General features: G+C 62.1%; 25 protein-coding genes and 1 tRNA gene. 23 read left to right on the top strand and 3 right to left on the bottom strand.

Going from position 1 to position 24,277, the window contains the following annotated elements; genetic code table 11:
• Positions 1–222 precede the first annotated feature (222 nt).
• From coaD to glpK, 22 genes are all read left to right on the top strand, one after another.
• Entirely contained in the window at positions 223–723 is a 501-nt protein-coding gene (coaD, locus tag AC0L2K_RS07410) for a pantetheine-phosphate adenylyltransferase (protein WP_473531007.1), read from the top strand.
• 73 nt (positions 724–796) lie between these two features.
• Complete coding sequence (locus AC0L2K_RS07405) at positions 797–1,387, top strand: peptidylprolyl isomerase (protein WP_091594018.1); 591 nt, start codon at positions 797–799, stop codon at positions 1,385–1,387.
• A 28-nt stretch (positions 1,388–1,415) separates the two neighbouring features.
• A complete protein-coding gene (locus AC0L2K_RS07400; RefSeq protein WP_091593716.1) occupies positions 1,416–1,928 on the top strand; it encodes a peptidylprolyl isomerase in 513 nt (170 codons plus the stop codon).
• Positions 1,925–2,323 (top strand): hypothetical protein, encoded by a 399-nt coding sequence (locus AC0L2K_RS07395; protein WP_473531006.1) that lies wholly within the window; start codon positions 1,925–1,927, stop codon positions 2,321–2,323. The genes AC0L2K_RS07400 and AC0L2K_RS07395 overlap by 4 nt, the downstream gene beginning before the upstream one ends.
• Positions 2,324–2,335: 12 nt before the next feature.
• The gene (queA, locus tag AC0L2K_RS07390; protein ID WP_473531005.1) at positions 2,336–3,448 is read left to right on the top strand and encodes a tRNA preQ1(34) S-adenosylmethionine ribosyltransferase-isomerase QueA; all 1,113 of its coding nucleotides are present in this window, start codon (positions 2,336–2,338) and stop codon (positions 3,446–3,448) included.
• Entirely contained in the window at positions 3,445–4,575 is a 1,131-nt protein-coding gene (gene tgt, locus AC0L2K_RS07385; RefSeq protein ID WP_473531004.1) for a tRNA guanosine(34) transglycosylase Tgt, read from the top strand. Before queA ends, tgt begins: the two co-directional genes overlap by 4 nt.
• Before the next feature lie 181 nt (positions 4,576–4,756).
• A complete protein-coding gene (locus AC0L2K_RS07380) occupies positions 4,757–4,993 on the top strand; it encodes an Lrp/AsnC ligand binding domain-containing protein (protein WP_023801175.1) in 237 nt (78 codons plus the stop codon).
• A 171-nt stretch (positions 4,994–5,164) separates the two neighbouring features.
• Positions 5,165–6,577: a circularly permuted type 2 ATP-grasp protein gene (locus tag AC0L2K_RS07375; RefSeq protein WP_236374179.1), complete on the top strand. Its 1,413-nt coding sequence runs from the start codon at positions 5,165–5,167 to the stop codon at positions 6,575–6,577.
• 63 nt (positions 6,578–6,640) lie between these two features.
• Positions 6,641–7,000, top strand: a complete 360-nt coding sequence (locus AC0L2K_RS07370; RefSeq protein WP_077384036.1) for a four helix bundle protein — start codon at positions 6,641–6,643, stop codon at positions 6,998–7,000.
• A 63-nt stretch (positions 7,001–7,063) separates the two neighbouring features.
• Positions 7,064–8,005 (top strand): alpha-E domain-containing protein, encoded by a 942-nt coding sequence (locus AC0L2K_RS07365; protein WP_473531003.1) that lies wholly within the window; start codon positions 7,064–7,066, stop codon positions 8,003–8,005.
• A 116-nt stretch (positions 8,006–8,121) separates the two neighbouring features.
• On the top strand, positions 8,122–8,916 hold the full coding sequence (locus AC0L2K_RS07360) for a transglutaminase family protein (RefSeq protein ID WP_023801178.1): 795 nt from the start codon (positions 8,122–8,124) through the stop codon (positions 8,914–8,916).
• 32 nt (positions 8,917–8,948) lie between these two features.
• Positions 8,949–9,680: a proteasome-type protease gene (locus AC0L2K_RS07355; protein ID WP_023801179.1), complete on the top strand. Its 732-nt coding sequence runs from the start codon at positions 8,949–8,951 to the stop codon at positions 9,678–9,680.
• Positions 9,681–9,735: 55 nt separating this feature from the next.
• Entirely contained in the window at positions 9,736–11,145 is a 1,410-nt protein-coding gene (locus tag AC0L2K_RS07350; RefSeq protein ID WP_473531002.1) for a pyridoxal phosphate-dependent decarboxylase family protein, read from the top strand.
• Between the two features lie 127 nt (positions 11,146–11,272).
• Entirely contained in the window at positions 11,273–12,040 is a 768-nt protein-coding gene (locus AC0L2K_RS07345; protein ID WP_473531001.1) for a DeoR/GlpR family DNA-binding transcription regulator, read from the top strand.
• A gap of 139 nt (positions 12,041–12,179) precedes the next feature.
• Complete coding sequence (gene glpD, locus AC0L2K_RS07340; RefSeq protein WP_473531000.1) at positions 12,180–13,706, top strand: glycerol-3-phosphate dehydrogenase; 1,527 nt, start codon at positions 12,180–12,182, stop codon at positions 13,704–13,706.
• Positions 13,707–13,734: 28 nt separating this feature from the next.
• A complete protein-coding gene (locus AC0L2K_RS07335) occupies positions 13,735–14,817 on the top strand; it encodes an ABC transporter ATP-binding protein (protein ID WP_473530999.1) in 1,083 nt (360 codons plus the stop codon).
• 13 nt (positions 14,818–14,830) lie between these two features.
• Positions 14,831–15,901, top strand: a complete 1,071-nt coding sequence (locus AC0L2K_RS07330; RefSeq protein WP_128172389.1) for an ABC transporter ATP-binding protein — start codon at positions 14,831–14,833, stop codon at positions 15,899–15,901.
• A gap of 2 nt (positions 15,902–15,903) precedes the next feature.
• Complete coding sequence (locus tag AC0L2K_RS07325; RefSeq protein ID WP_128168128.1) at positions 15,904–16,770, top strand: carbohydrate ABC transporter permease; 867 nt, start codon at positions 15,904–15,906, stop codon at positions 16,768–16,770.
• A gap of 43 nt (positions 16,771–16,813) precedes the next feature.
• The gene (locus AC0L2K_RS07320) at positions 16,814–17,692 is read left to right on the top strand and encodes a carbohydrate ABC transporter permease (protein WP_084833813.1); all 879 of its coding nucleotides are present in this window, start codon (positions 16,814–16,816) and stop codon (positions 17,690–17,692) included.
• A gap of 2 nt (positions 17,693–17,694) precedes the next feature.
• Positions 17,695–17,976, top strand: coding sequence for a DUF2160 domain-containing protein (locus AC0L2K_RS07315; protein WP_023801186.1), 282 nt, complete (start codon positions 17,695–17,697; stop codon positions 17,974–17,976).
• A 71-nt stretch (positions 17,977–18,047) separates the two neighbouring features.
• Positions 18,048–19,772: an ABC transporter substrate-binding protein gene (locus AC0L2K_RS07310; protein WP_128172390.1), complete on the top strand. Its 1,725-nt coding sequence runs from the start codon at positions 18,048–18,050 to the stop codon at positions 19,770–19,772.
• 88 nt (positions 19,773–19,860) lie between these two features.
• Positions 19,861–21,354, top strand: a complete 1,494-nt coding sequence (gene glpK / locus AC0L2K_RS07305; protein WP_473530998.1) for a glycerol kinase GlpK — start codon at positions 19,861–19,863, stop codon at positions 21,352–21,354.
• Between the two features lie 81 nt (positions 21,355–21,435).
• Here the strand turns inward: glpK and AC0L2K_RS07300 are convergent, their stop codons facing one another.
• A complete protein-coding gene (locus AC0L2K_RS07300) occupies positions 21,436–21,990 on the bottom strand; it encodes a BA14K family protein (RefSeq protein ID WP_473530997.1) in 555 nt (184 codons plus the stop codon).
• A 263-nt stretch (positions 21,991–22,253) separates the two neighbouring features.
• Here AC0L2K_RS07300 and AC0L2K_RS07295 point away from each other — a divergent pair.
• Positions 22,254–22,329, top strand: a tRNA-Lys gene (locus AC0L2K_RS07295).
• A 115-nt stretch (positions 22,330–22,444) separates the two neighbouring features.
• Here AC0L2K_RS07295 and dprA read toward each other — a convergent pair.
• Together dprA and plsY are read right to left on the bottom strand one after the other, a co-directional pair.
• Entirely contained in the window at positions 22,445–23,569 is a 1,125-nt protein-coding gene (gene dprA, locus AC0L2K_RS07290; RefSeq protein ID WP_473530996.1) for a DNA-processing protein DprA, read from the bottom strand.
• Positions 23,566–24,153: a glycerol-3-phosphate 1-O-acyltransferase PlsY gene (plsY, locus tag AC0L2K_RS07285; RefSeq protein ID WP_128172394.1), complete on the bottom strand. Its 588-nt coding sequence runs from the start codon at positions 24,151–24,153 to the stop codon at positions 23,566–23,568. Before plsY ends, dprA begins: the two co-directional genes overlap by 4 nt.
• Positions 24,154–24,277: the final 124 nt, after the last annotated feature.

Below are 24,277 nucleotides of genomic sequence, written 5' to 3'. Positions count from 1 at the left end.
TTCATTGGTCGTTCATCTCGGCCAAAAGGTTCACTCAAAGCGCATCGCGATTACCGTGGCTCAGGCGATGCGCTTTGAAGCCCCGTTTGGGTGGATGCCGTTGTTCCAAACCGCTGCGCACCCTCGGGTCAGGCCCCAAAGGCAGGCGTTTGCGGCGACTTGCATTGGCGGCTCGCCGATCGGATTTGCCTTTGCGAGAGAGGCTCGCTAGAAGCACCTGCCATGACCGAACGCATCGCCCTTTATGCCGGCTCCTTCGACCCGCCGACCAACGGCCATCTCGACGTCCTGAAGGCGTCGCTGGCTGTGGCGGACACCGTCTATGCAGCGATCGGCATTCATCCCGGCAAGAAACCGCTGTTCTCGTTCGAGGAGCGGGTCGGCCTCATCGAAGCTGCGACGAAGGCCGAATTCGGCCGCGACGGCGCGCGCATCAAGGTCGTCGCTTTCGACGGGCTGGTCATCGACGCTGCCAGGAAGCAGGGCGCCTCGATCATGATCCGCGGTCTGCGCGACGGCACCGATCTCGACTACGAGATGCAGATGGCCGGTATGAACGAGACCATGGCGCCTGAACTGCAGACGGTTTTTCTGCCCGCCAGCCCTTCGGTGCGAACCATTACCGCCACACTTGTCCGTCAGATAGCCTCGATGGGCGGCGACGTCCGCGCCTTCGTGCCGGCGGCCGTGGCTGGCGCACTCACCGCCAAATTTGCGAAATAATGCATGTCGCCCAAACGTGGAACCCGGTTTGAGCAACGACATGCGTGAAACAAAGGTTTTCGGAGAAAGATCCATGCAGCTCAAAAGGCTCGCCACCTGCTTTGTCGTTCTTTTCGGTCTTGTGACCGCATCCGTTTCGGCGTTCGCCGCCGATCCGGAAAACACCATGATCATCACGCTTAAGGACGGCGACGTGACCGTCGCGCTCAGGCCCGATCTCGCGCCGAAGCATGTCGAGCAGATCAAGAAGCTGGTGCGCCAGGGCGCTTATGACAACGTCGCTTTCCACCGTGTCATCGACGGCTTCATGGCGCAGACCGGCGACGTGAAGTTCGGCAACATGAAGAACGGCTTCAGCGCCGACGCTGTCGGCACCGGCGGTTCCGATCTTCCCGACCTGCCGGCCGAATTCTCTCAGACCGAGCGCTATCAGCGTGGCGTGGTCGGGATGGCCCGTTCGCAGGACCCGGATTCCGCCAATTCGCAGTTCTTCATCATGTTCGCGCCGGCGCCGCCGCTCGATGGCCAGTACACCATCGTCGGCAATGTCGAGAACGGCATGGAGTTGGTGGACAAGATCAAGAAAGGCGACGCGGCGCAGAACGGGGTCGTCACCGATCCCGATCGCATGATCAAGGTGCGCATCGCCGCCGACGGCAAGTAAACCCATTTATTTCAAAGGATATTCTGAAATGGCCGAGATCAAGGACCGCGAGAACGCACTCATCATGGAAACGACCAAGGGCAAGGTCGTCATCGAACTGTTTCCCGATCTGGCGCCTGGCCATGTCGGCCGCATCAAGGAACTGGCGCGCGAAGGCGCTTATGACGGCGTGGTGTTCCACCGCGTCATCGACGGTTTCATGGCGCAGACCGGCGACGTGAAATTCGGCAATTCCAGCAAGCCCTCTTTCGCACCGGCGCGCGCCGGCACCGGCGGCTCCGACAAGCCCGACCTGAAGGCGGAGTTCTCCAACGCCAATCACGGCCGCGGCACCTGCTCGATGGCACGCTCGCAGAATCCGAACTCGGCCAACTCGCAGTTCTTCATCTGCTTCGACGATGCCGCCTTCCTCAACCGCCAATACACGGTCTGGGGCCAGGTCATCGAGGGCATGGACAATGTCGACAAGATCAAGCGCGGCGAGCCGGTGCCGGATCCCGACAAGATCGTGTCGCTGAAGGTCGCGGCCGACGTGAAATGACCTACCGGGTTGTCGCGGCTATCACTCTGATGCTTGTCGCGGCGGCCACTCCGGCGTTGGCGACGGAATCGATCGTTTGCAGCGCTGAAGACGACGCGGCATCGATCGACGTCCTGATGGGGCACACTGCCGTCATCGCGGTTGCGCGTGTATGGCTTGAGGCCGGCGGCAGGCACTGGACCACCGACGGTCAGCCGGGTTCGACAAAAGTCATCGTCGGACAGGCATTCGAGGACGACCAGCACATGGCGATCGATCTCACCGATGAGGGCATCAGCTCGATCGTCGCCAGATTGCGACTGGTCAAGGCCAGCGAACAGTCCAATTTCGCGATGGGCGGCACGCTGAGCATCGGCGGTGTTGGCGCCTGGGCGGTGACCTGCCCGGAATTTTGAGGCGGGATTTTCTTGCGCGTCGATCTTTTCGACTTTGATCTGCCGGAGGAGCGCATTGCGCTTCGACCGGCCGAACCGCGCGACAGCGCCAAAATGCTGGTTGTCAGGCCGGGTGAGAGGCTCGAGGACCGGACGGTTCGCGAGCTGCCGTCCCTGCTCGAGGCTGGTGACGTGCTGGTCTTCAACGACACCAAGGTTATTCCGGCACAGTTGAAAGGCATCAGGCGGCGCGGCGAAGCGGCGGCGCAAGTCGAAGCCACGCTGCACATGCGGGTGGCTCCCGATCGCTGGCTGGCTTTCATGCGGCCGGGCAAGCGCATCGCCGCCGGTGACCGCATCCATTTCGGCCATGACGCCAATTCCTGCTTTCTCGGCCAACTCGATGCCACGGTGATCGAGAAGGGCGAGGCCGGCGAGGCTTTGCTCGGCTTTGATCTGTCAGGTCCGTTTCTCGACGAGGCGCTGCACGCCGTCGGCCACATTCCGCTGCCGCCTTATATCGCTTCGAAGCGCGACGACGACGAACGCGACCGCAGCGACTACCAGACCATATACGCCAGGGAGGAGGGGGCTGTCGCCGCCCCCACGGCCGGCCTGCATTTCACGCCCGAGCTTTTCGCCGCGCTCGATGCCAAGGGCGTCGAACGGCGTTTCGTCACCCTGCATGTCGGCGCCGGCACGTTTCTGCCGGTGAAAGTCGACGACACCGCCGATCACAAGATGCACGCCGAGATCGGTTCGGTCAGCCCGGCAACCGCCGAGGCGCTGAACGCGGCAAAGGCGCGTGGCGGGCGCATCATCGCCGTCGGCACGACATCGTTGCGCCTGCTGGAGAGCGCCGCGCGGGAGGACGGCACGCTGGCCGGATGGTCGGGTCCGACCGACATCTTCATCACGCCCGGCTATCGCTTCAAGGCCGCCGACATGCTGATGACCAATTTCCATCTGCCGCGCTCGACGCTGTTCATGCTGGTTTCGGCGTTTTGCGGTCTGGAAACGATGCGTGCGGCCTATGCGCATGCCATCGAGAACCGCTACAGGTTCTACTCCTATGGAGATGCAAGTCTGCTGTTCAAGCAGGAGAACGATGGACGCGCGCCCGGTATAGAACAAGGAAATCAATGACTAAAGCGTTCACCTTCAAGGTGCTGGCGACCGACGGCAAAGCGCGGAGCGGCTCCATCACCATGCCGCGCGGAGAAATCCGCACGCCGGCCTTCATGCCGGTCGGCACCGGCGGCACGGTCAAGACCATGTATATGGATCAGGTGCGCGGCGTCGGCTCGGACATCATCCTTGGCAACACCTATCATCTGATGCTGCGGCCGGGCGCCGAGCGTGTGGCGCGGCTTGGCGGTCTGCATGAATTCGCCCGCTGGCCGCATCCGATCCTGACCGACAGTGGCGGCTTCCAGGTGATGTCGCTGTCGAAGCTGAGGAAACTGACCGAAAAGGGCGTCACCTTCCGCTCACATATCGACGGCGCCGCCTATGAGATGTCGCCCGAGCGCTCGATCGAAATCCAGGGACTGCTCGGCGCCGACATCCAGATGCAGCTCGACGAATGTACCGCGCTGCCGGCCATGGAGAAGGAGATCGAGCGGGCGATGGAGCTGTCGCTGCGCTGGGCCGAGCGTTGCAGGACGGCGTTCGGCGACCAGCAGGGCAAGGCGATGTTCGGCATCGTCCAGGGCGGCGACATATCGGCCCTGCGGCTGCGCTCGGCGCAGGCGCTGAAAGCGATGGACCTCAAGGGCTACGCGATCGGCGGGCTGGCGGTCGGCGAGCCGCAAGCGGTGATGCTCGAAATGCTCGACATCACCTGCCCGGAGCTGCCGGCGGACAGGCCGCGCTATCTGATGGGTGTCGGCACGCCCGACGACATATTGAAATCGGTGGCGCGCGGCATCGACATGTTCGATTGCGTGATGCCGACACGCGCCGGCCGTCATGGCCTCGCCTATACAAGGCGCGGCAAGGTCAATCTGCGCAACGCCCGCCATGCGGACGATCCGCGGCCGCTGGACGAGGAGAGCGACTGCCCGGCCGCCAGAGATTATTCACGCGCCTACCTGCACCATCTGGTCCGCTCGCAAGAGGCGCTGGGAGCGATGCTGCTGACCTGGAACAATCTTTCCTACTACCAGAAGCTGATGCAGGACATTCGTGCCGCCATCGAAGCCGGTATCTTTGAGGCGCGGGCGGCGGAGATTTCCGAGGGCTGGGCCAGGGGCGATATCCCGGCGATGTGATCGAGCCCTCAGGTGCTCAGCAGAGATGCACGGTTTCAGCGCCCGCGTACATCCGCCGTTTGGCTGCACTAAGGCTTCCCCCCAGGTCGGTTTCTGCCTGAGCGCTGTCCTGATGCTTGAAAGCCGGGCGGCAGTCTGCCACAAGGGCGGCCTAAGCGGGCAAGCTGAGCAGGATCGGGCAATGAAGGCATTTTTCGTGCAGATAAAGTGCGATCTGGGCAAGTCCTATGACGTTGCCGGCGCATTGGCCGATGCCGAGATCGCCTCGGAAATCTACTCGACAGCCGGCGACTACGATCTGCTCGCCAAATTCTATGTCGACGACGATGAAGACATCGGCCACTTCGTCAACGAGAAGGTGCAGAGTCTTCCCGGCATCAAGGACACGTTTACGGTCGTCACCTTCCGCGCGTTCTGAGCGGCGCCTGCCGCCTGCCCGGGCACAAGGCAAAGCCTGACCCAGCCATATCGGCGCTGCCCTAATTTTAGGCAGGTCGCGACATACTGATCGCCAACATCCTCCAAATCGCCGATTGCGCTTGATTTTCTCCGGTGACGCCAGTGAAATGGCCTCACAGGGAGTAAGCGATTGGCAGCGTTCGACGAAATGCTTCCGGAAATCTCCGGATTGAGAAAACCGTATTCGGCTTACGATCGCTGGCTGAAGGAGCAGGATCCGGCCAGGCTTACCGAAAAGATGCAGGACGCCGAACGCGTCTTTCGCAAGACCGGCATCACCTTTGCCGTCTATGGCGAGCAGGAAGCCTCCGAGCGCCTTATCCCCTTCGACATCGTTCCGCGCATCATTTCCGGCAATGAATGGCGACGGCTGACGCAAGGCATCGAGCAGCGCGTCCAGGCGCTGAACGCCTTTCTCGACGATATCTATCACCGCCAGGAGATTTTGCGCGCCGGGCGCGTCCCCAAGGAATTGATCGCCAAGAACGAGGCATTCCTGCCGGAGATGATCGGAGTGAGGCCGCCGGCCGGCGTCTACACCCATATCATCGGCGTCGATATCGTTCGCATCAGCGAGAACGAATTCTACGTGCTGGAGGACAATGCGCGCACGCCGTCCGGCGTCTCCTACATGCTGGAGAACCGCGAGACGATGATGCAGCTCTTTCCCGAGCTGTTCCAGCAGATCAAGGTGCGGCCGGTGGAAAACTATCCGCAGCTCTTGCGCCAGTCGCTGGCGGCAGTGCGGCCGCAAGGCACCAAGGGCGCGCCGACCATTGCCGTGCTGACGCCGGGCAGCTTCAACTCCGCCTATTTCGAACATGCCTTCCTTGCTGACCAGATGGGCGTGCAGCTTGTCGAGGGGCAGGATCTGCGCGTCGTCGATGGCCACGTCGCGATGCGCACGACCGAAGGCTACAAGCAGATCGACGTGCTTTATCGAAGGGTGGACGATTCTTTCCTCGATCCGCTGACCTTCCGTCCGGACTCGGCACTGGGTGTGCCGGGCATCATGGATGTGTACCGTGCCGGCAACATCACCATCGCCAATGCGCCGGGAACCGGCATCGCCGACGACAAGGCGATCTATTCCTACATGCCCGAGATCGTTGAATTCTACACCGGCCGCAAAGCGATCCTCGGCAACATCCCGACCTGGCGCTGCTCGGAGCCGGACAGCCTGAAATACGTGCTCGAACATATCGACGAGCTGGTGGTGAAGGAGGTGCATGGCTCCGGCGGCTACGGCATGCTGGTCGGGCCGGCGGCGACCAAGAAGGAATGCGAGGATTTTTCCAGGAAACTCGCGGCAAGACCGTCGAACTACATCGCCCAGCCGACGCTGGCGCTGTCGACCTGTCCGATCCTGACCGACAAGGGACTGGCGCCGCGCCATGTCGATCTCAGGCCCTACGTGCTGGTATCCGATCGCATCCAGATCGTGCCGGGCGGGCTGACGCGTGTGGCGCTGAAGGAAGGCTCGCTGGTGGTCAATTCGTCCCAGGGCGGCGGGACGAAGGATACGTGGGTGCTGGATGATTAGAGTGGGAAGTAGCGAGTAGGGAATAGCGAATAGCGAATAGCGAATAGGGGGTGTGCGACGGCGATCAATTCTTACAGGGACCTGATTGTTTGGAAGGCAGCCATCGAATTGGCGGTAGATTGCTATTCTGTGACGACAGGGTTCCCGAGCAAGGAAGCATACGGAATGACCTCTCAGATAAGGCGCTCGGCGGCGTCAATCGCAGCAAACATCGCGGAGGGTCACGGACGAGAAAATACGGGAGCCTTCATTCAATTTCTGCGCATTGCTCAAGGTTCTCTTAAAGAATTGGAAACGCACCTGATCTTGTCCGGGAGAGTGGGCTTGGTGGTTGAGAAAGAGGGTGGTCGGTTGCTTAACCAAACCGAGGAGATCGGAAAAATGTTGCGTTCGATGATCAGGAGTCTGCAACAGAAGTCATGAAGTCTTTTTTCCCCTATTCGCTATTCGCTATTCGCTATTCGCTCGAGATCGAGGCAGATTGAGATGCTTCTCGGCCGCACCGCCAACGGGCTCTACTGGATGAACCGCTACATCGAGCGGGCGGAAAACATGGCGCGGCTGGTCGATGCCGGGCTGCGCATGGCGCTGACCCGCACCCAGAACGCCTCCGAAGAGTGGAATTCGGTGCTGCTCAGTGCCGGTTCGGACGCCGCCTTCACGCAGAAATATCAGGACTATACCGCCGCCAACGTTGCCGATTTCCTGCTGCGCGACACATCCAACCCGTCGAGCACGATGACGTCGATCGAAACGGCCCGTAACAATGCCCGCATGGTGCGCACCGCATTGACGCGCGAGACCTGGGAAAGCATCAACGAAGCCTGGATGTCGCTGAAGCGCATGCTGGCCAAGCCGATCGACGAACGCGACCTGCCCAGCGTGCTCGACGCGATCAAGCGCGAAACGGCACTGATCCGCGGCTCGTTCTACGGCACCATGCTGCGCAACGAGATCTTCGATTTCTCGCAGCTCGGCACCTATGTCGAACGCGCCGACAACACGGCGCGCATCCTGGACGTGAAATACTACGTGCTGTTGCCGTCGATCTCGTGGGTCGGCTCCACGCTCGATAATTACCAGTGGGAATCGATCCTGCGCTCGGTGTCGGCGCATCGCTCCTATCGCTGGGTCTACGAGGCCGACTATAAGCCGACCAACATTGCCGACTATCTGATCCTCAACGTTCGCATGCCGCGCTCGCTGACCTTCTGCTACCGTTTCCTGACGGAGCATCTCAGATTCCTGGGCGACGATTATGGTGAGCGCCATGCCTGTCATGTGACAGCCGGCAAGACCCAGGCGATGCTGGCCGCCGGCTCGATCAAGGACATATTCGATGCCGGCCTGCATGAATTCCTGGCCAATTTCATCCTCGACAACATCAGGCTCGGCGACGAGATCGCGCAGGACTACAGGTTTTATTGAGCATGATCCCGGAAAGTGGAAGCCGGTTCCGGAAAAAATCATGCTCAGGGGACGAGCATGATCCCGGAAAGTGGAAGCCGGTTTCCGGAAAAGATCATGCTCAGGGGACGAGAGCAATGCGGCTGAAGATCACTCACCGGACCGAGTACCGCTACGATGCGCCGGTGCACTATCTGTTGCAGCGGCTGCGGCTGCTTCCAGTCAGCGGTCCGACACAGACCGTCTTGTCCTGGGCGCTGAAGATCGAAGGGGCGCGCGAAGAGGTGCGCTTCACCGACCATTTCGGCAACGACACGCGGCTTTTGAGCGTCGAAGGCGAGCGCGATTTCATCACCGTCGAGGCATCGGGCGAGGTGGTGACACGCGACACATCAGGCGTCAGCGGGCCGCATCAGGGTTTCGCGCCGCTGTGGTTGTTTGGCCAGGAAACGCCGTTGACCACGATCGGCGGCGGTATTCGCGAACTCGCGGCGTCGGTCGGCGAGGGGGCCGATATCGAAAGGTTGCACCGGCTGATGGCGGTGATCGGCGAGCGCGTGGCCTATACGATGGGCACCACCAACGCGGCGACCCCGGCCGAGGACGCGCTGGCGCTCAAGACCGGCGTCTGCCAGGACCACAGCCACATCTTTGCCGCCGCCGCGCGGGCCATGGGGTTTCCGGCCCGCTACGTCAGCGGCTATTTGATGATGGATGCGGCGGTCGAGCAGGCGGCGAGCCATGCCTGGGCCGAAGCGCATGTTGCGGGCCTTGGCTGGGTCGCGTTCGACGTCGCCAACGGCATTTCGCCCGACGAACGCTATGTGAAGGTGGCAACCGGCCGTGATTACCGCGATGCCACGCCCGTATCAGGAATTCGACTGGGACAAGCGGAAGAACAGCTTGCGGTGACCGTCACCGTGGAGCAGTAATCCCCGGCAAGATTTGCTGCCAAAGGGATTCGATGACCTATTGCGTCGGCTTGAAGATCGATCGCGGGCTCGTGTTCATGTCGGACACGCGCACCAATGCCGGCATGGATTCGATCTCTACCTTCAAGAAGATGCATGTCTGGGAGCAGCCGGGCGAGCGCGTCATCGTGCTGATGTCGGCCGGCAATCTGGCGACGACGCAAGCTGTCGTCAGCCTGCTCGACGAACGCACGAAGGCGGTGGCCGATCGCCACGCCACGCTGCTTGAAACGCCGTCGATGTACCAGACGGTGCGGCTGGTCGGCGACACCGTCAAGGAAGTCATCGCCAGTTCGTCGCCGGCGGGCGAAAAGGCCGATTCCTACTTCAATGCCTCCTTCATCCTCGGCGGCCAGATCAAGGGCAGCGCGCCGCGGCTGTTCATGATCTATCCGGAAGGCAATTTCATCGAATCGACCGAAGACACGCCGTTCTTCCAGATCGGCGAGACCAAATACGGCAAGCCGATCATCATCCGCGCCTATGAGAAGGCGATGAGTTTCGCCGAGACGGTGAAACTGCTGCTGGTGTCGTTCGACTCGACGCTGAAATCGAACCTGTCGGTCGGTCTGCCGCTCGACCTGCTGTTCTACGAAAAGGACGCCTTCAAGGTCAGCCTGAAGAAGCGGATCGCCCAGGACGACCAATATTATCGGACGATCTCGGACGGCTGGTCGAATGCACTGAAGGCTGCTTTTGCGAGCCTGCCTGACTTTCCCGAGTGAAAGCCTCCGTTTTTCGTGCTCTTTGATCGCTGGGCCCGATGCGACGGAGAGCAAGATGAATAGCAACGAATTCCGGGAATGGTCGCTGCGCGCGGCCGAATGGGGTGCCGACTACAGGAGCACACTTCGCGAAAGGCCGGTGCGGCCGCTCGTCGAGCCGGGCGAAATCTCCAGAAGCATCGAAGTCTCGCCGCCGGAACATGGCGAAACGATGCAGGCAATCTTCGCCGACTTCGAGCGCAAAATCCTGCCCGGCATGACGCATTGGCAGCATCCGCGCTTCTTCGCCTATTTCCCGGCCAATGCCGCACCGGTCTCGGTGGTGGCCGAATATCTGGTCTCGGTGATGGCCGCGCAATGCATGCTCTGGCAAACTTCGCCGGCAGCGACCGAACTCGAGACGCGCGTCGTCGACTGGATGCGTCAGGCGCTTGGCCTGCCGGAAGGGTTTTCCGGCGTCATGCAGGATTCGGCATCGTCGGCGACGCTCGCCGCCGTGCTGACCATGCGCGAGCGCGCGCTCGACTGGCAGGGCAACAAGAAGGGCCTGCAAGGCCAGCCGATATTGCGCGTCTATTCTTCCGATCAGGTCCACACCTCGATCGACCGGGCGATCTGGGTGTCGGGCGTCGGCGAGGACAATCTCGTGCGCATTCCGGTTGGCGGCCGCTTCCGCGCCATGGATGTCGCAGCGCTCGAAGCGGCTGTCGTCGCCGACCGGCAGGCGGGCATGCTGCCGGCCGGCATCATCGCCTGCGTCGGCGGCACCAGCACCGGCGGCACCGACGATATCGCCGGCGTCGCCGCGGTGGCGAAACGGCACGGGCTCTATCTGCATGTCGATGCCGCCTGGGCCGGATCGGCGATGATCTGCCCGGAATACCGGCATTTCTGGGCGGGCGTGGAGCAGGCGGATTCCATCGTCTTCAACCCGCACAAATGGCTGGGCGCGCAGTTTGATTGCTCGATGCAGTTCATCCGCCGGCCGGAAGACCTGGTGCGGACGCTGGCCATCAAGCCGGATTACCTGGAGACGCATGGGCGCGACGGCATCATCAACTATTCCGAATGGTCGGTGCCGCTCGGGCGGCGCTTTCGCGCACTGAAACTCTGGTTCCTGCTGCGCGCCCACGGGCTGGAAAATCTGCGGACCATCATCCGCAACCATGTCGCATGGAGCGAAGGGCTGGCCGAGCGGCTGGCCAGGGAACCGGATTTCGAGATCGCCTCGGAGCCGATGCTGTCGCTGTTCTCGTTCCGGCATCGGGCGGCCGGCACCGATTCGGACGAACACAACCTGCGGCTGGTCAACGCGATCAACGACGATGGCCGCATCTACCTGACGCAGACACGGGTGGACGGGCAGGTCGCGATCCGCTTTCAGGTCGGCCAGTTCGAGGCGACGGCGGCGGATGTCGACACCGCATTCGGGGTCATCACCGAAATCTCCCGCCGGCTGGCCTGAATTGGTCGGCGAAGTTGCGTCGAGGTTTGTCTTTGGACGCGTGCATTTTTCGTTAGCCGGCCCTTATGCCTTTTCACCGCTTTCGTTTTTCGCTATAGACAAGGAAAACGAAAACGGGAGGTCACCGATGTATCTGTCGCCGCGTCATTCCGAGATCATCCAGATGGCCAAGGACAATGGCCGCGTGCTGGTCGAGGATCTGGCAACGCATTTCAACGTGACGCCGCAGACCATCCGCAAGGACCTCAACGATCTGTGCGACCAGCGCCTGCTTTCCCGTATCCATGGCGGGGCGCTGTTCCCGTCCGGCATCGAGAACATGGAATATGAGGCGAGGCGCAACATCGCCGCCGACGAGAAGGAGGCGATCGGTCGCGCCGCAGCCAGGCTGATACCGGACAACGCCTCGCTGTTCATCAATATCGGCACCACGACGGAGTCGGTCAGCAAGGCGCTTCTCGATCATGCCGGCCTGATGGTCATCACCAATAATATCAATGTTGCCAACAGGATGCGTATATATCCTTCCATCGAAGTTGTAATTGCCGGCGGCGTCGTGCGCGGTTCCGACGGCGGTGTGGTCGGCGAAGCGGCGGTCGATTTCATCAGGCAGTTCAAAGTCGACTACGCGGTGATCGGCGCCTCGGCGATCGACCATGACGGTGCGTTGCTCGATTTCGATTTTCGCGAGGTGAAGGTGGCGCAGGCGATCATCGCCAATGCCCGGCATGTCATCCTCGTTTCCGACCAGACCAAGTTCGAGCGGACGGCGCCGGTTCGCATCGGCCACCTGTCGCAGGTCAACACTTTCATCACCGACCGTTGCGACATCCCGTCGGTGCGCAAGATCTGCCAGGAAGCAGAGGTTCAACTGATCGAAACCTCGCTCTCCTAGATGGGACCGTTGATGGTGCCGTTGCGGCAACTCCCGCTGTCTATATTTCGTTTGACATTCGTTCCTATTTCGAAATAATCCCGACACGGTTTCGTAAAAACCTAAAAATGCTGCAATGCGAAATCCGGGAGGACTTTTTGTGAGCGCATCCCCGATCCATGACATCTTCGTCATCGGTGGCGGTATCAACGGCTGCGGCATTGCCCGCGATGCGGTTGGGCGCGGCTTCTCGGTGTTTCTTGCCGAGATGAACGATCTGGCCAGCGGCACGTCCTCGGGCTCGACCAAACTGATCCATGGCGGCTTGCGCTATCTGGAGTTCTATGAGTTCCGCCTGGTGCGCGAGGCGCTGATGGAGCGCGAGATCCTTTGGAAGAACGCGCCGCACATCATCTGGCCGATGCGCTTCGTGCTGCCCTATGCCAAGGGCCTGCGCCCGGCCTGGCTGATCAGGCTCGGCCTTTTCCTCTACGACCACATTGGCGGGCGCAAATTGCTGCCGGCGACCAAGACGCTGGACATGGCAAACGATCCAGCCGGCAAGCCGCTGAAGCCGTTGTTTCGCAGGGCCTTCGAATATTCCGACGGCTGGGTCAACGATGCGCGGCTGGTGGCGTTGAACGCCCGCGACGCCGCCGATCGCGGCGCAACGATACGAACCCGCACGAAAGTCGTCGACGCACGCCGTGAAGGCGAGTTCTGGACGGTCAGGCTGCAAAACACGCAGACCGGCGATACCGAGGAGGTCAAGGCGCGGCTTTTGGTCAACGCCGCCGGCCCATGGGTCGACCACGTGCTGTCGGCTACGGTCGGGTTGAACGACGTGCACAATGTCCGGCTGGTACAGGGCAGCCATATCGTCATCAGCAAGAAATTCGACGATCCGCGCGCCTATTTCTTTCAGAACAAGGATGGCCGCATCATCTTTGCCATCCCCTACGAGGAAGAGTTCACGCTGATCGGCACCACCGACCAGGACTTTTCCGGCGACCCGTGCGACGTGAAGATCAGCGATGCCGAGATCGATTATCTCTGTGCTGCGGCGAGCGAATATTTCGCGCAACCGGTCAAGCGTTCGGACATCGTCTGGACCTATTCCGCCGTGCGCCCGCTTTATGACGACGGCGCCTCGAAGGCGCAGGAAGCGACCCGCGATTATGTGCTGAAGACCGACGGCGGCGAAGGCACGGCGCCGATCGTCAACACCTTCGGCGGCAAGATCACCACCTATCGCCGGCTGTCGGAATCGATGCTCGAGAAAATCGAGGGTTTTCTCGGCAAGCGCGGCAAGCCGTGGACGGCAAACGCGCCGCTGCCGGGCGGCGATTTCCCGGCGAGCGCCTTCGACGCCGAAGTGGCGAAACTGAAAACGGCCTATCCGTTCCTCGATGCGCGTCTGGCGCGCCGCCTGACCCGGCTTTACGGGACTCGCGCAAGGATGCTGCTGGGCCTCGCCAGGTCGAATGCCGACCTTGGCCGCAACTTTGGCGCCGATCTCTACGAGGCCGAGGTACGCTACCTCGTTCAAAATGAATGGGCGATGACGGCCGAAGATGTATTGTGGCGCAGGACCAAGCGCGGCCTGCAACTGAGCCGCGAGCAGGCGGCAGCGCTCGACGAATTCATGCGCGGGATAAGCCGGCGCCATGTCGCGGCTGCCGAATAGTCATGCAGAAAGCCTGGGAGGAGGCATCATGCTGGAACTGAGAAACGTGTCGAAGACGGTCGGCGCGGCGGAGCACATACGCGACGTGTCGCTGACGCTTCAGCATGGCTCGCTCAACGTCCTGCTCGGGCCGACGCTTTCCGGCAAGACCAGCCTGATGCGGCTGATGGCCGGCCTTGACGTGCCGACATCCGGCTCGGTCTGGTTCGATGGCAAGGATGTCACCGGCATCCCGGTGCAGAAGCGCAACGTCGCCATGGTCTACCAGCAGTTCATCAACTATCCGGCGATGACCGTTTACGAGAATATCGCCTCGCCGCTGAGGGTGGCCGGTGCCGAGCGGGCAAAGATCGACAAGGAGGTGCGCAATGCCGCAGCCCTTCTCAAGCTGACGCCCTTTCTCGACCGCACGCCGCTCAGCCTCTCCGGCGGCCAGCAGCAGCGCACCGCGCTGGCGCGCGCCATCGTCAAGAACGCCAGCCTCGTGCTGCTCGACGAGCCGCTCGCCAACCTCGACTACAAGCTGCGCGAGGAGTTGCGCGCGGAATTGCCGAAGATTTTTGCGGCAACCGGCACCATCTTCGTCTACGCCACGACCGAGCCGCACGAAGCCTTGCTGCTCGGCGGCAACACGGCGACGCTTTCCGAAGGCCGCATCACCCAGTTCGGCCTGACGATCGACGTCTTCCGCAGGCCGAACGACCTCGTCACGGCCAGGACGTTCGCCGATCCGCCGCTCAACACGATCGTGCTGAAGAAGAGCGGTTCGAGCTTCCTTCTTGAAGGTGGGGTGAGCCTCCCGGTGCCGGCTGAACTCGTCGGTATTGCCGATACGAGTTACACGATCGGCTTCCAGCCCCACCATCTCTCTCTTGCCCGGCCGAGCCCGTCGGCGGTGGCGGTGAGAGCCAAGGTGTCGGTCACCGAAATCACTGGTTCTGAAAGTTTTGTGCATCTCGATTTCGCCGATGTCCGCTGGGTCATGCTTGAGCACGGCATTCTGGTGTTCGAGCCGGACCAGATCATCGAGGTGTTCATCGACCCGCGGCACATCATGGTTTTCGACGCGAACGGCCGCTCGGCCGCGCCGCCACAGATGCTGGCGGCTTGAGGGAGGAGGGCACATGGCGCGCATCGACTGCAATCACATCCGCCACGCCTACGGGCCGCATCCGAAGTCGGATAAGGACTATGCGCTGAAGGAGGTGCATCACGCCTTCGAGGACGGCGGCGCCTATGCGCTGCTGGGGCCGTCGGGCTGCGGCAAGACCACGCTGCTCAACATCATTTCCGGCTTGTTGTATCCGTCGCACGGCGAGCTTCTGTTCGACGGCAAGGACGTCACCAATCTGTCGACGCAGGAGCGCAACATAGCTCAGGTGTTCCAGTTCCCGGTCATCTACGACACCATGACCGTCTACGACAATCTGGCCTTCCCGTTGCGCAACCGCGGCGTTCCGGAGCCCGACGTCGATCGGAAGGTGCGCGAGACCCTGGAAATGACTGGGTTGGCCGATATGGCCAAGAGAAAGGCGAGGGGGCTGACCGCCGACCAGAAGCAGAAGATCTCGCTCGGACGTGGGCTGGTGCGCTCCGATGTCAACGCGATCCTGTTCGACGAGCCGCTGACCGTCATCGACCCGCATATGAAATGGGTGCTGCGTTCGCAGTTGAAGCAGTTGCACAGGCGCTTCGGCTTCACCATGGTCTACGTCACGCACGACCAGACCGAGGCGCTCACCTTCGCCGAAAACGTCGTCGTCATGTATGAGGGCGAGATCGTTCAGATCGGCTCGCCAGCCGAACTGTTCGAGCGCCCCAAGCATACATTCGTCGGCTATTTCATCGGCTCGCCGGGCATGAACGTCATGCCGGTCGCGGTCGAAGGCAGGAGCGCGCGGCTCGGCAGCCAGACGATCGAATTGCCGGGCGCGCCCAAGGCCGGGATCACCGGTGCGATCGAGCTCGGCATCCGCCCCGAATATGTCAGGCTTGGCGCCAGCGGCATGCCGGTTTCAATCCGCAAGGTCGAGGATATCGGCCGCCACAAGGTGGTGCGCGCCAGTTTCGAAGGCCGCGACATCGCGGCGATCATCGGCGAGGACGAGGACATTCCCGCCGATCCGAAGATCGCTTTCGACCCGGCCGGCATCAACATCTATGCCGATTCCTGGCGCGTCGAGATGGGAGGCTGAGCATGGAAAGGACCTGGAACAACAAGGCCTGGTTCATGGTGCTGCCGGTGCTGTTGCTGGTGGCCTTCTCGGCGATCATCCCGCTGATGACGGTCGTGAATTATTCGGTGCAGGACACTTTCGGCAACAACGTCTTCTTCTGGGCGGGTTCGGAATGGTTTGAGGAAATCCTGCATTCCGACCGGTTTTGGGAAGCGATGGGCCGCAACCTGGTCTTCTCGGCCATCATCCTGGTCATCGAGATTCCGCTCGGCATCTTCATTGCGCTCAACATGCCGAAGAAGGGCTGGGGCGTTCCGGTCTGCCTGGTGCTGATGGCGCTGCCGCTGCTCATCCCGTGGAACGTAGTCGGCACGATCTGGCAGGTGTTCGGCCGCGTCGATATCGGCCTGCTCGGATATACGCTGCGCGCGCTCGGCTTCGACTACAACTATGTCAACGACCCGTTCGACGCCTGGATCACCGTCATTGTCATGGACGTCTGGCACTGGACGAGCCTCGTCGTCCTGCTCTGCTACGCAGGATTGGTCTCGATCCCCGACGCCTATTACCAGGCGGCCAAGATCGACGGGGCGTCGCGCTGGGCGATCTTCCGCTACATCCAGCTGCCGAAGATGAACCGCGTGCTGCTGATCGCGGTTCTGCTGCGCTTCATGGACAGTTTCATGATCTATACCGAACCGTTCGTCGTGACCGGCGGCGGGCCTGGCAACACCACCACTTTCCTGTCGATCGATCTGGTGAAGCTGGCCATCGGCGAGTTCAACCTCGGTGAGGCGGCGGCCATGTCGATCATCTATTTCCTGATTGTCATGCTCCTGTCCTGGGTGTTCTACACCGTCATGACAGCCTACGATGCGGAGCGGTGAGATGGCGCGCCTCGACGAAACCACGGCCAACGAACGAACGCTGATGCGGCAGACCCCCGCTACAGCGGAAGCGCAGACGGCGAACGCCGCGCTGGCCCGCAAGATGCGGCGACGCGGCGAGGAGTCACGGTTCTGGTGGCTGGTGCCGACGATCTACATCATCTTCCTGATGCTGCCGATCTATTGGCTGGTCAATATGAGCTTCAAGACCAACCAGGAGATCCTCGGCGCCTTCTCGCTTTGGCCGAGAAACCCGACGCTTGCCAATTACGCGGTCATTTTCAATGATCCGTCGTGGTACAGGGGCTACATCAACTCGATCATCTATGTGGTTATGAACACGGTGATTTCCGTCGCCGTGGCGCTTCCGGCAGCCTATGCCTTCTCGCGCTACCGCTTCCTCGGTGACAAGCACCTGTTTTTCTGGCTGCTGACCAACCGCATGGCGCCGCCGGCGGTGTTCGCGCTGCCGTTCTTCCAGCTCTATTCGGCTTTCGGCCTGATCGACACCCATATCGCCGTGGCGCTGGCGCACTGCCTGTTCAACGTGCCGCTGGCGGTCTGGATCCTTGAAGGCTTCATGTCGGGCGTGCCGAAGGAAATCGACGAGACCGCCTATATCGACGGCTATTCCTTCCCGCGCTTCTTCCTGAAGATATTCATGCCGCTGATCGCGAGCGGCGTTGGCGTCGCGGCCTTCTTCTGCTTCATGTTCTCGTGGGTGGAGCTGCTGATCGCGCGGACGCTGACCACGACCGCGGCAAAACCGATAGCCGCGATCATGACGCGGACGGTTTCGGCCTCGGGCCTCGACTGGGGCGTGCTGGCCGCAGCCGGCGTGCTCACCATCATACCGGGTGCGCTCGTCATCTGGTTCGTGCGAAATTATATCGCGAAGGGCTTTGCCCTGGGGAGGGTGTGATCATGAGCTTCTCCTGGATGGCCTGGACCTGGCCGACCGCCGCCTTCTTCGGCACCATCTTCCTGCTGCTCTGCGGCATGGCGGTCTGGGAATACGCCTCGCCTGGCGGCAATCCGCGCATCGGCGTCTTGCGCTTCGAGACGACGCGCGGCGACCGTCTCTTCCTATCGCTGCTTGGCAGCGCCTTTATCCATCTCGCTTGGCTGGGTCTTGTCGGACCCAACCTGTGGTGGGCTCTCGCTCTCTCCGTGGTCTACGCCATCGGCGTGTTCCGCTACGTATAGAGGGGGAAACTGTTGGAGCGTGCCCGGGGCTGCTCCAGATAGCACTTAGAACTGAACAGTGGAGGAAACACATGCGAAGGCAATTTCTGACGTCAACGACTGCTCTGGTCCTGCTCCTCGGAGCCGGCCAGGCCTATGCTGGAATGGACGAAGCCAAGGCGTTTCTCGACGCCGAGATCAAGGACATGTCGACGCTCGACCGCGCCGCCCAGGAAGCCGAGATGCAGTGGTTCATCGATGCTGCAAAACCCTTTGCGGGCATGGACATCAAGGTCGTCTCGGAAACCATCACGACGCACTCTTATGAATCGACGACGCTGGCCAAGGCGTTCGCCGACATCACCGGCATCAAAGTCACCCATGATCTGATCGGCGAAGGCGATGTTGTCGAAAAGCTGCAGACGCAAATGCAGTCGGGCGAAAACATCTACGACGCCTATGTCAACGACTCCGACCTGATCGGCACCCATTGGCGCTACCAGCAGGCACGCAGCCTGACCGACTGGATGGCGAACGAGGGCAAGGACGTCACCAACCCGAACCTCGACCTCGCCGACTTCATCGGCACCAAGTTCACGACGGCTCCGGACGGCGACCTTTACCAACTGCCCGACCAGCAGTTCGCCAACCTCTACTGGTTCCGCTACGACTGGTTCAACGACGAGAAGAACAAGGCGGACTTCAAGGCGAAGTACGGCTACGACCTCGGCGTTCCCGTCAACTGGTCGGCCTATGAGGACATCGCCGCCTTCTTCACCGGCCGCGAGATCGACGGCAAGAAGGTCTACGGCCATATGGACTACGGCAAGAAGGACCCGTCGCTCGGCTGGCGCTTCACCGATGCCTGGCTTTCGATGGCCGGCAATGGTGACAAGGGGCTGCCGAATGGTCTTCCGGTTGACGAATGGGGCATTAAGGTCGACGAGAAGTCGCGGCCCGTCGGCTCCTGCGTGGCTCGCGGCGGCGACACCAACGGTCCGGCGTCGGTCTATGCCATCCAGAAATATCTCGACTGGATGAAGGCTTACGCTCCGGCCGCGGCCCAGGGCATGACCTTCTCGGAATCCGGACCGGTTCCGGCGCAGGGCGAAATTGCCCAGCAGATGTTCATGTACACGGCCTTCACCGCCAACATGGTGGAGGACGGCCTTCCCGTCGTGAACGAGGACGGTACGCCGAAATGGCGCTTCGCTCCGTCGCCGCATGGCGTGTACTGGAAGGACGGCATGAAGCTCGGCTACCAGGACGTGGGTTCCTGGACGCTGCTCAAGTCGACGCCTGACGACCGCGCCAAGGCAGCCTGGCTTTACGCGCAGTTCGTCACCTCGAAGACAGTCGACGTTAAGAAAGCCCATGTCGGCCTGACGCTGATCCGCGAGAGCACGATCCAGCACAAGAGCTTCACGGACCGCGCCCCGAAGCTCGGCGGCCTGATCGAGTTCTACCGCTCGCCGGCCCGCGTCCAGTGGTCGCCGACGGGTACGAACGTCCCTGACTATCCGAAGCTGGCACAGCTTTGGTGGCAGGCGATCGGCGACGCCTCGTCGGGTGCCAAAACTCCGCAGGAGGCGATGGACTCGCTCTGTGCCGAGCAGGAAGAGGTGCTTGAGCGCCTCGAGCGCGCCGGCGTGCAGGGCGACATCGGACCGAAACTCGCCGAGGAAAAGACCCTGGAGGAGTGGAACGCCGATGCCGTCGCCAAGGGCAATCTCGCGCCGCAGCTGAAGATCGAGCCGGAGAAGGACAAGCCGCAGACCATCAACTACGACGAGCTGGTCAAGAGCTGGAGCAACTGAGCATCGGTCCGGGCGTTCGCGCCCGCATCGCACCAATCGGGGGAGGCGGCATCTTGCCGTCTCCCCTGTTTGCGCCGAGGGAGTGAGAATGACTGGCTTTATCCTAGCAATCGACCAGGGGACGACGTCGAGCCGGGCGATCCTGTTCGACGGTGAGATGAAGGTCGTAGGCAGCGGCCAGAAGGAATTTATCCAGCATTATCCGGCCTCCGGCTGGGTAGAGCATGATCCGGAGGAAATCTGGTCGAGTGTCGTGGCGACGGCGAAGGCTGCGCTGAAGAGCGCCGGCCGCGATGCGTCGGATGTCGCGGCCATCGGAATCACCAACCAGCGCGAGACCGTCGTCATCTGGGACAGGGCGACCGGCAGGCCGATCCATAACGCGATTGTCTGGCAGGACCGCCGCACCGCGCCGCTGTGCCAGAAATTGAAGAAGCAGGGGTTGGAGAAGAAGTTCACCAGGAAGACCGGCCTGCTGCTCGATCCCTATTTCTCCGGCACCAAGATCGCCTGGATGCTGGACAAGGTGAAGGGCGCCAGAAAACGTGCCGAGAACGGCGAATTGCTGGCCGGCACCATCGACAGCTTTCTGATCTGGCGGCTGACCGGCGGCAAGGTTCACGCTACCGACGCCACCAACGCCTCGCGCACGCTGGTCTACAACATCGAAAAGAATGGATGGGACGACGAGCTCCTGGCCATTCTCGGTATACCGGCAAGAATGCTGCCGCAGGTGAAGGATTGCGCCGACGACTATGGAATCACAGAGAAAAGCCTGTTCGGCGCAGAGATAAAGATCCTCGGTGTAGCCGGCGACCAGCACGCGGCGACCATCGGCCAGGCCTGTTTCGAGCAGGGCATGATGAAATCGACCTATGGCACCGGCTGCTTCGCGCTGCTCAACACCGGCAGCGATCTGGTGCGCTCGAAGAACCGTCTGCTGACGACCATTGCCTACAGGCTGAACGGCAAGACCACCTATGCGCTGGAAGGGTCGATCTTCATCGCCGGTGCTGCCGTGCAATGGCTGCGCGACGGCATCAAGGTGATCGGCAAGGCCGAGCAGAGCGGCGTGCTGGCGGCGAGCGCCGACCCGACCCAGGAAGTCTATCTGGTGCCGGCTTTCGTCGGGCTTGGCGCGCCGCACTGGGACGCTGAGGCGCGCGGCGCCATCTTCGGGCTGACCCGCAATTCGGGCCCGGCGGAATTTGCCCGTGCCGCACTCGAATCCGTCGCGTTCCAGACGCGCGACCTGCTCGATGCGATGCGCAGGGACTGGAAGAGCGCGTCAGCGAAGACCGTTCTCAGGGTCGATGGCGGCATGGTGGCGTCGGACTGGACGATGCAGCGGCTTGCCGACATCCTCGATGCGCCGGTCGACCGCCCGACCATCCTGGAGACGACGGCGCTCGGCGCGGCATGGCTGGCCGGCTCGAAGGCCGGCGTCTGGCCGAAGACAAGGGAATTCGCCAGGAGCTGGGCGCTGGAGCGACGGTTTCGACCGGACATGGATGCATCGGTCCGTTCCGCAAAGCTGGCGGGTTGGCGCCATGCTGTGCGACGGACACTGAGCACGCTGTAGATTCGCGCTCCGAAAAGAAAAGCCTGCGCCGTTGCCGGCGCAGGCTTTTCAGCAAGCTTATTCAACTCTGCCCCTCGCTTATCAATAGGGCGAGATGCACTGCCGGCGGGGGCCGTAGTAAGGCTTAAACGTGTTGTCGTAGGCCCGGTAAGATCTGTAGCGGCTGTAGCACCACTCCATGTGGGCATCGCCGCGATAGATGCGGCGGCTCTGGTTGTTGATGATCGCGCCGGTGATCAGCGCGCCGGTAGCGAAGGCCGCCAGCGGGAACCAGTAGTCGTTGTAGCGACGATAGCCAGGACGATAATAGCGATAGCCGCGATAGCCGCGATAGTACCTGAAATCGTCGTTACCGGCGAAACGACGAAAATCGCGGCGGGAAAAATCGCGGCGGGAGAAATCGCGACGGAACTCGCGGCGAGAAAAATCGCGACGGAAATCACGGCGAGAGAAATCGCGACGCGAGAAATCCCGGTTCCTCCACCTCCACCGTTCATCCTGAACTGTCTGGACATCCGACGAGACGTTCTGACCCAGCGGCACGTAGATGGGCTGGGCGTTGACGGGCACGATCTGCGCTACAGCGAATGATGCTGACAGCACGGTCGCCAGCAAGCCCGACATGATCCTGTTCATGGCCTTCTCCTTGATAGCGTCGTCCCTTGTAGCGATAAAAACGGGCAGGTTGCGCAATTGTTCCGCGAAGAATAGCAAGCTGCTGATTCGTAATGCGTCTCGGCTTTTGTGCGAGACAGCCACTCCGGTCTTGTCGAGACGGTTTGCGAGGCGTCAGCAGACCGCGAAAAGTCCGGCTCGCGAGGCCTCTTTTTCCGGTTGACCGTTCGAGACACTCTCCCTATGTTCCGCGCAATTTCGAGGGCGGCATCCTGAGCCCGCGGGAGCGCGTAGCTCAGCCGGTAGAGCAACTGACTTTTAATCAGTAGGTCCAGGGTTCGAATCCCTGCGCGCTCACCATTTTTTCCCTGAAAATCAACAGGTTAGCGTTCCTGTTCCCGGTCTAAAGCGAGATGCTTCATGACGCCTTGGGTTTTCCAGCGGTCGAGCCAGGTTCTCTCAAGAATCGTCTCGATCACACCAGCGAGACATTGCCGCCGGCGTGGCGCTCCAGCCGGCCGGCTAAGTCGAGTTCCAGCAGCACCATGAAAACCTGGGCGGGATGCAGGCCGGTGTGGCGGATGATTTCGTCGATCGCCACCGGCGTTGGGCAGAGCGCTTCGATGACGCGGGCGCGGTCGTCTTCGCCGGGTGGCGGTGTTGCCGAAAAGTCGGGCGGCTCTTCGAGCAGCGGCGTTCTTGGCGCCAGTTTGCCGACCAGCGGCGCGATCGCACCGGTAATGTCCGCTGCTTCGGTGACCAGGGTGGCGCCGTCCTTGAGCAAGGCGTTGGCGCCGGCGGCGCGCGGATCGAGCGGCGAGCCGGGGACGGCGAAGACCAGCCGGCCCGTCTCGCCGGCAAGCCTGGCGCTGATCAGCGAGCCGGAGCGCAGCGCCGCCTCGACCACGACCAGCCCCAATGCCGCACCGGCGACAAGGCGGTTGCGGCGTGGAAAATCCTGGGCGCGCGGCTGCCAGCCGAACGGCATCTCTGAAATGATGGCACCGCCGCGCTCGGCAATCTCGTTGCACAATGCGGCATTCTCGGGCGGGTAGGGCAGGTCGAGGCCGCCGGCCAGCACACCGATCGTGCCTGACGCAAGGCTGCCCTGATGGGCTGCCGTGTCGATGCCGCGCGCCAGGCCGGAGACGATGCCGAAGCCGTCGCGGCCGAGTTCGGCGGCGAGCGTCCGCGCCATCTTGATGCCGGCCAGCGAGGCGTTTCGGGCGCCGACTATGGCGACCGCCGGCAGCCGGAACACCGCGCCTTCGCCCTTGACCGCGAGCAGCGGCGGCGGATGGTCCATGCTTTTCATCAGCGGCGGATAGTCGGCCTCGCCAATGCCGACGAAGCGGGCGCCGGCACGCCGTGCGGTCTCCAGTTCCGCCTCGGCCTCGGCCACCGTCGGGATGCGGACGGCCTTTCTGGCGCCGCCCGAAACCATCAGCTCGGGCAGCATCTCGAGCGCCGTCTCGGCCGAGCCGAAGCGGTTGATCAGGTCGCGAAAGGTGGCCGCACCGACATTCGGCGTGCGGATCAAACGAAGCCAGCTCAACCGCTGCCGGTCGCTGAGCCGCGTCCCGGCGGCGCGCTGGCTCACTCCCTGGCTCCGATCTTGTTCTCGGTGCCGGCCAGCAGCCGGGTAATGTTGGCCCGGTGTTTTATGATGACGATCAGGCTCATCAGCGCGAACAGCCCGGCAATCTCGGGCGTGCTGAGGACATAGAGCGCGATCGGCACGACGATTGCTGCCGTCAGCGCCGCCAGCGAGGAATAGCGGAACAGGAAAGCCATGGCCAGCCAGACGACGGCAAAGATCAGCGCCACCTGCCAGCCAAGAGCGATCAGCACGCCGAGATAGGTGGCGACCCCCTTGCCGCCCTTGAAACCGAGCCAGACCGGGAAGAGATGGCCGAAGAAGGCGCCTAAGCCGGCCCAGAGCCCGAGCTCCGGGGCAAAGTAACCGGCGATCAGCACCGCCGCCGTGCCTTTCAGCGCGTCGAGCAGCAGCGTGGCGGCAGCCAGGCCCTTGTTGCCGGTGCGCAGCACATTGGTGGCGCCGATATTGCCGGAGCCGATGTTGCGGACGTCGCCAAGGCCGGCGGCACGGGTGATCAGGAGGCCGAACGGGATCGAGCCGAGCAGATAGCCGAACACCAGCGCCAAGACGATGCCGTAAGCCATTGTTCCCCCGGATATGCCCTAAAGCGCGTCGCGTTTGACCGGCCTGATGCGACGCGCTTTAGGTTGCTGTTTTATGCATGTCGTTATCGCAAAACCGCTGCGCACCCTCGGGTCAGGCCCGAGG

This window comes from Mesorhizobium sp. WSM4817, assembly GCF_055811135.1.
The sequence above is the reverse complement of the archived record's forward strand: the minus strand, read 5'-3'. Positions and strand labels throughout refer to the sequence as shown.

What these genes read in the sequence shown, in the direction of transcription:
- AC0L2K_RS07360 (WP_023801178.1), top strand. Translation starts at nt 8,122, where the DNA reads ATGCGGCTGAAGATCACTCACCGGACCGAGTACCGCTACGATGCGCCG.
- AC0L2K_RS07345 (WP_473531001.1), top strand. Translation starts at nt 11,273, where the DNA reads ATGTATCTGTCGCCGCGTCATTCCGAGATCATCCAGATGGCCAAGGAC.
- plsY (WP_128172394.1), bottom strand. Translation starts at nt 24,153, where the DNA reads ATGGCTTACGGCATCGTCTTGGCGCTGGTGTTCGGCTATCTGCTCGGC.
- AC0L2K_RS07320 (WP_084833813.1), top strand. Translation starts at nt 16,814, where the DNA reads ATGCGGCAGACCCCCGCTACAGCGGAAGCGCAGACGGCGAACGCCGCG.
- AC0L2K_RS07300 (WP_473530997.1), bottom strand. Translation starts at nt 21,990, where the DNA reads ATGAACAGGATCATGTCGGGCTTGCTGGCGACCGTGCTGTCAGCATCA.
- tgt (WP_473531004.1), top strand. Translation starts at nt 3,445, where the DNA reads ATGACTAAAGCGTTCACCTTCAAGGTGCTGGCGACCGACGGCAAAGCG.
- AC0L2K_RS07335 (WP_473530999.1), top strand. Translation starts at nt 13,735, where the DNA reads ATGCTGGAACTGAGAAACGTGTCGAAGACGGTCGGCGCGGCGGAGCAC.
- AC0L2K_RS07350 (WP_473531002.1), top strand. Translation starts at nt 9,736, where the DNA reads ATGAATAGCAACGAATTCCGGGAATGGTCGCTGCGCGCGGCCGAATGG.
- AC0L2K_RS07315 (WP_023801186.1), top strand. Translation starts at nt 17,695, where the DNA reads ATGAGCTTCTCCTGGATGGCCTGGACCTGGCCGACCGCCGCCTTCTTC.
- AC0L2K_RS07325 (WP_128168128.1), top strand. Translation starts at nt 15,904, where the DNA reads ATGGAAAGGACCTGGAACAACAAGGCCTGGTTCATGGTGCTGCCGGTG.
- AC0L2K_RS07380 (WP_023801175.1), top strand. Translation starts at nt 4,757, where the DNA reads ATGAAGGCATTTTTCGTGCAGATAAAGTGCGATCTGGGCAAGTCCTAT.
- AC0L2K_RS07310 (WP_128172390.1), top strand. Translation starts at nt 18,048, where the DNA reads ATGCGAAGGCAATTTCTGACGTCAACGACTGCTCTGGTCCTGCTCCTC.
- AC0L2K_RS07330 (WP_128172389.1), top strand. Translation starts at nt 14,831, where the DNA reads ATGGCGCGCATCGACTGCAATCACATCCGCCACGCCTACGGGCCGCAT.
- AC0L2K_RS07355 (WP_023801179.1), top strand. Translation starts at nt 8,949, where the DNA reads ATGACCTATTGCGTCGGCTTGAAGATCGATCGCGGGCTCGTGTTCATG.
- AC0L2K_RS07400 (WP_091593716.1), top strand. Translation starts at nt 1,416, where the DNA reads ATGGCCGAGATCAAGGACCGCGAGAACGCACTCATCATGGAAACGACC.
- AC0L2K_RS07395 (WP_473531006.1), top strand. Translation starts at nt 1,925, where the DNA reads ATGACCTACCGGGTTGTCGCGGCTATCACTCTGATGCTTGTCGCGGCG.
- coaD (WP_473531007.1), top strand. Translation starts at nt 223, where the DNA reads ATGACCGAACGCATCGCCCTTTATGCCGGCTCCTTCGACCCGCCGACC.
- AC0L2K_RS07365 (WP_473531003.1), top strand. Translation starts at nt 7,064, where the DNA reads ATGCTTCTCGGCCGCACCGCCAACGGGCTCTACTGGATGAACCGCTAC.
- glpK (WP_473530998.1), top strand. Translation starts at nt 19,861, where the DNA reads ATGACTGGCTTTATCCTAGCAATCGACCAGGGGACGACGTCGAGCCGG.
- AC0L2K_RS07405 (WP_091594018.1), top strand. Translation starts at nt 797, where the DNA reads ATGCAGCTCAAAAGGCTCGCCACCTGCTTTGTCGTTCTTTTCGGTCTT.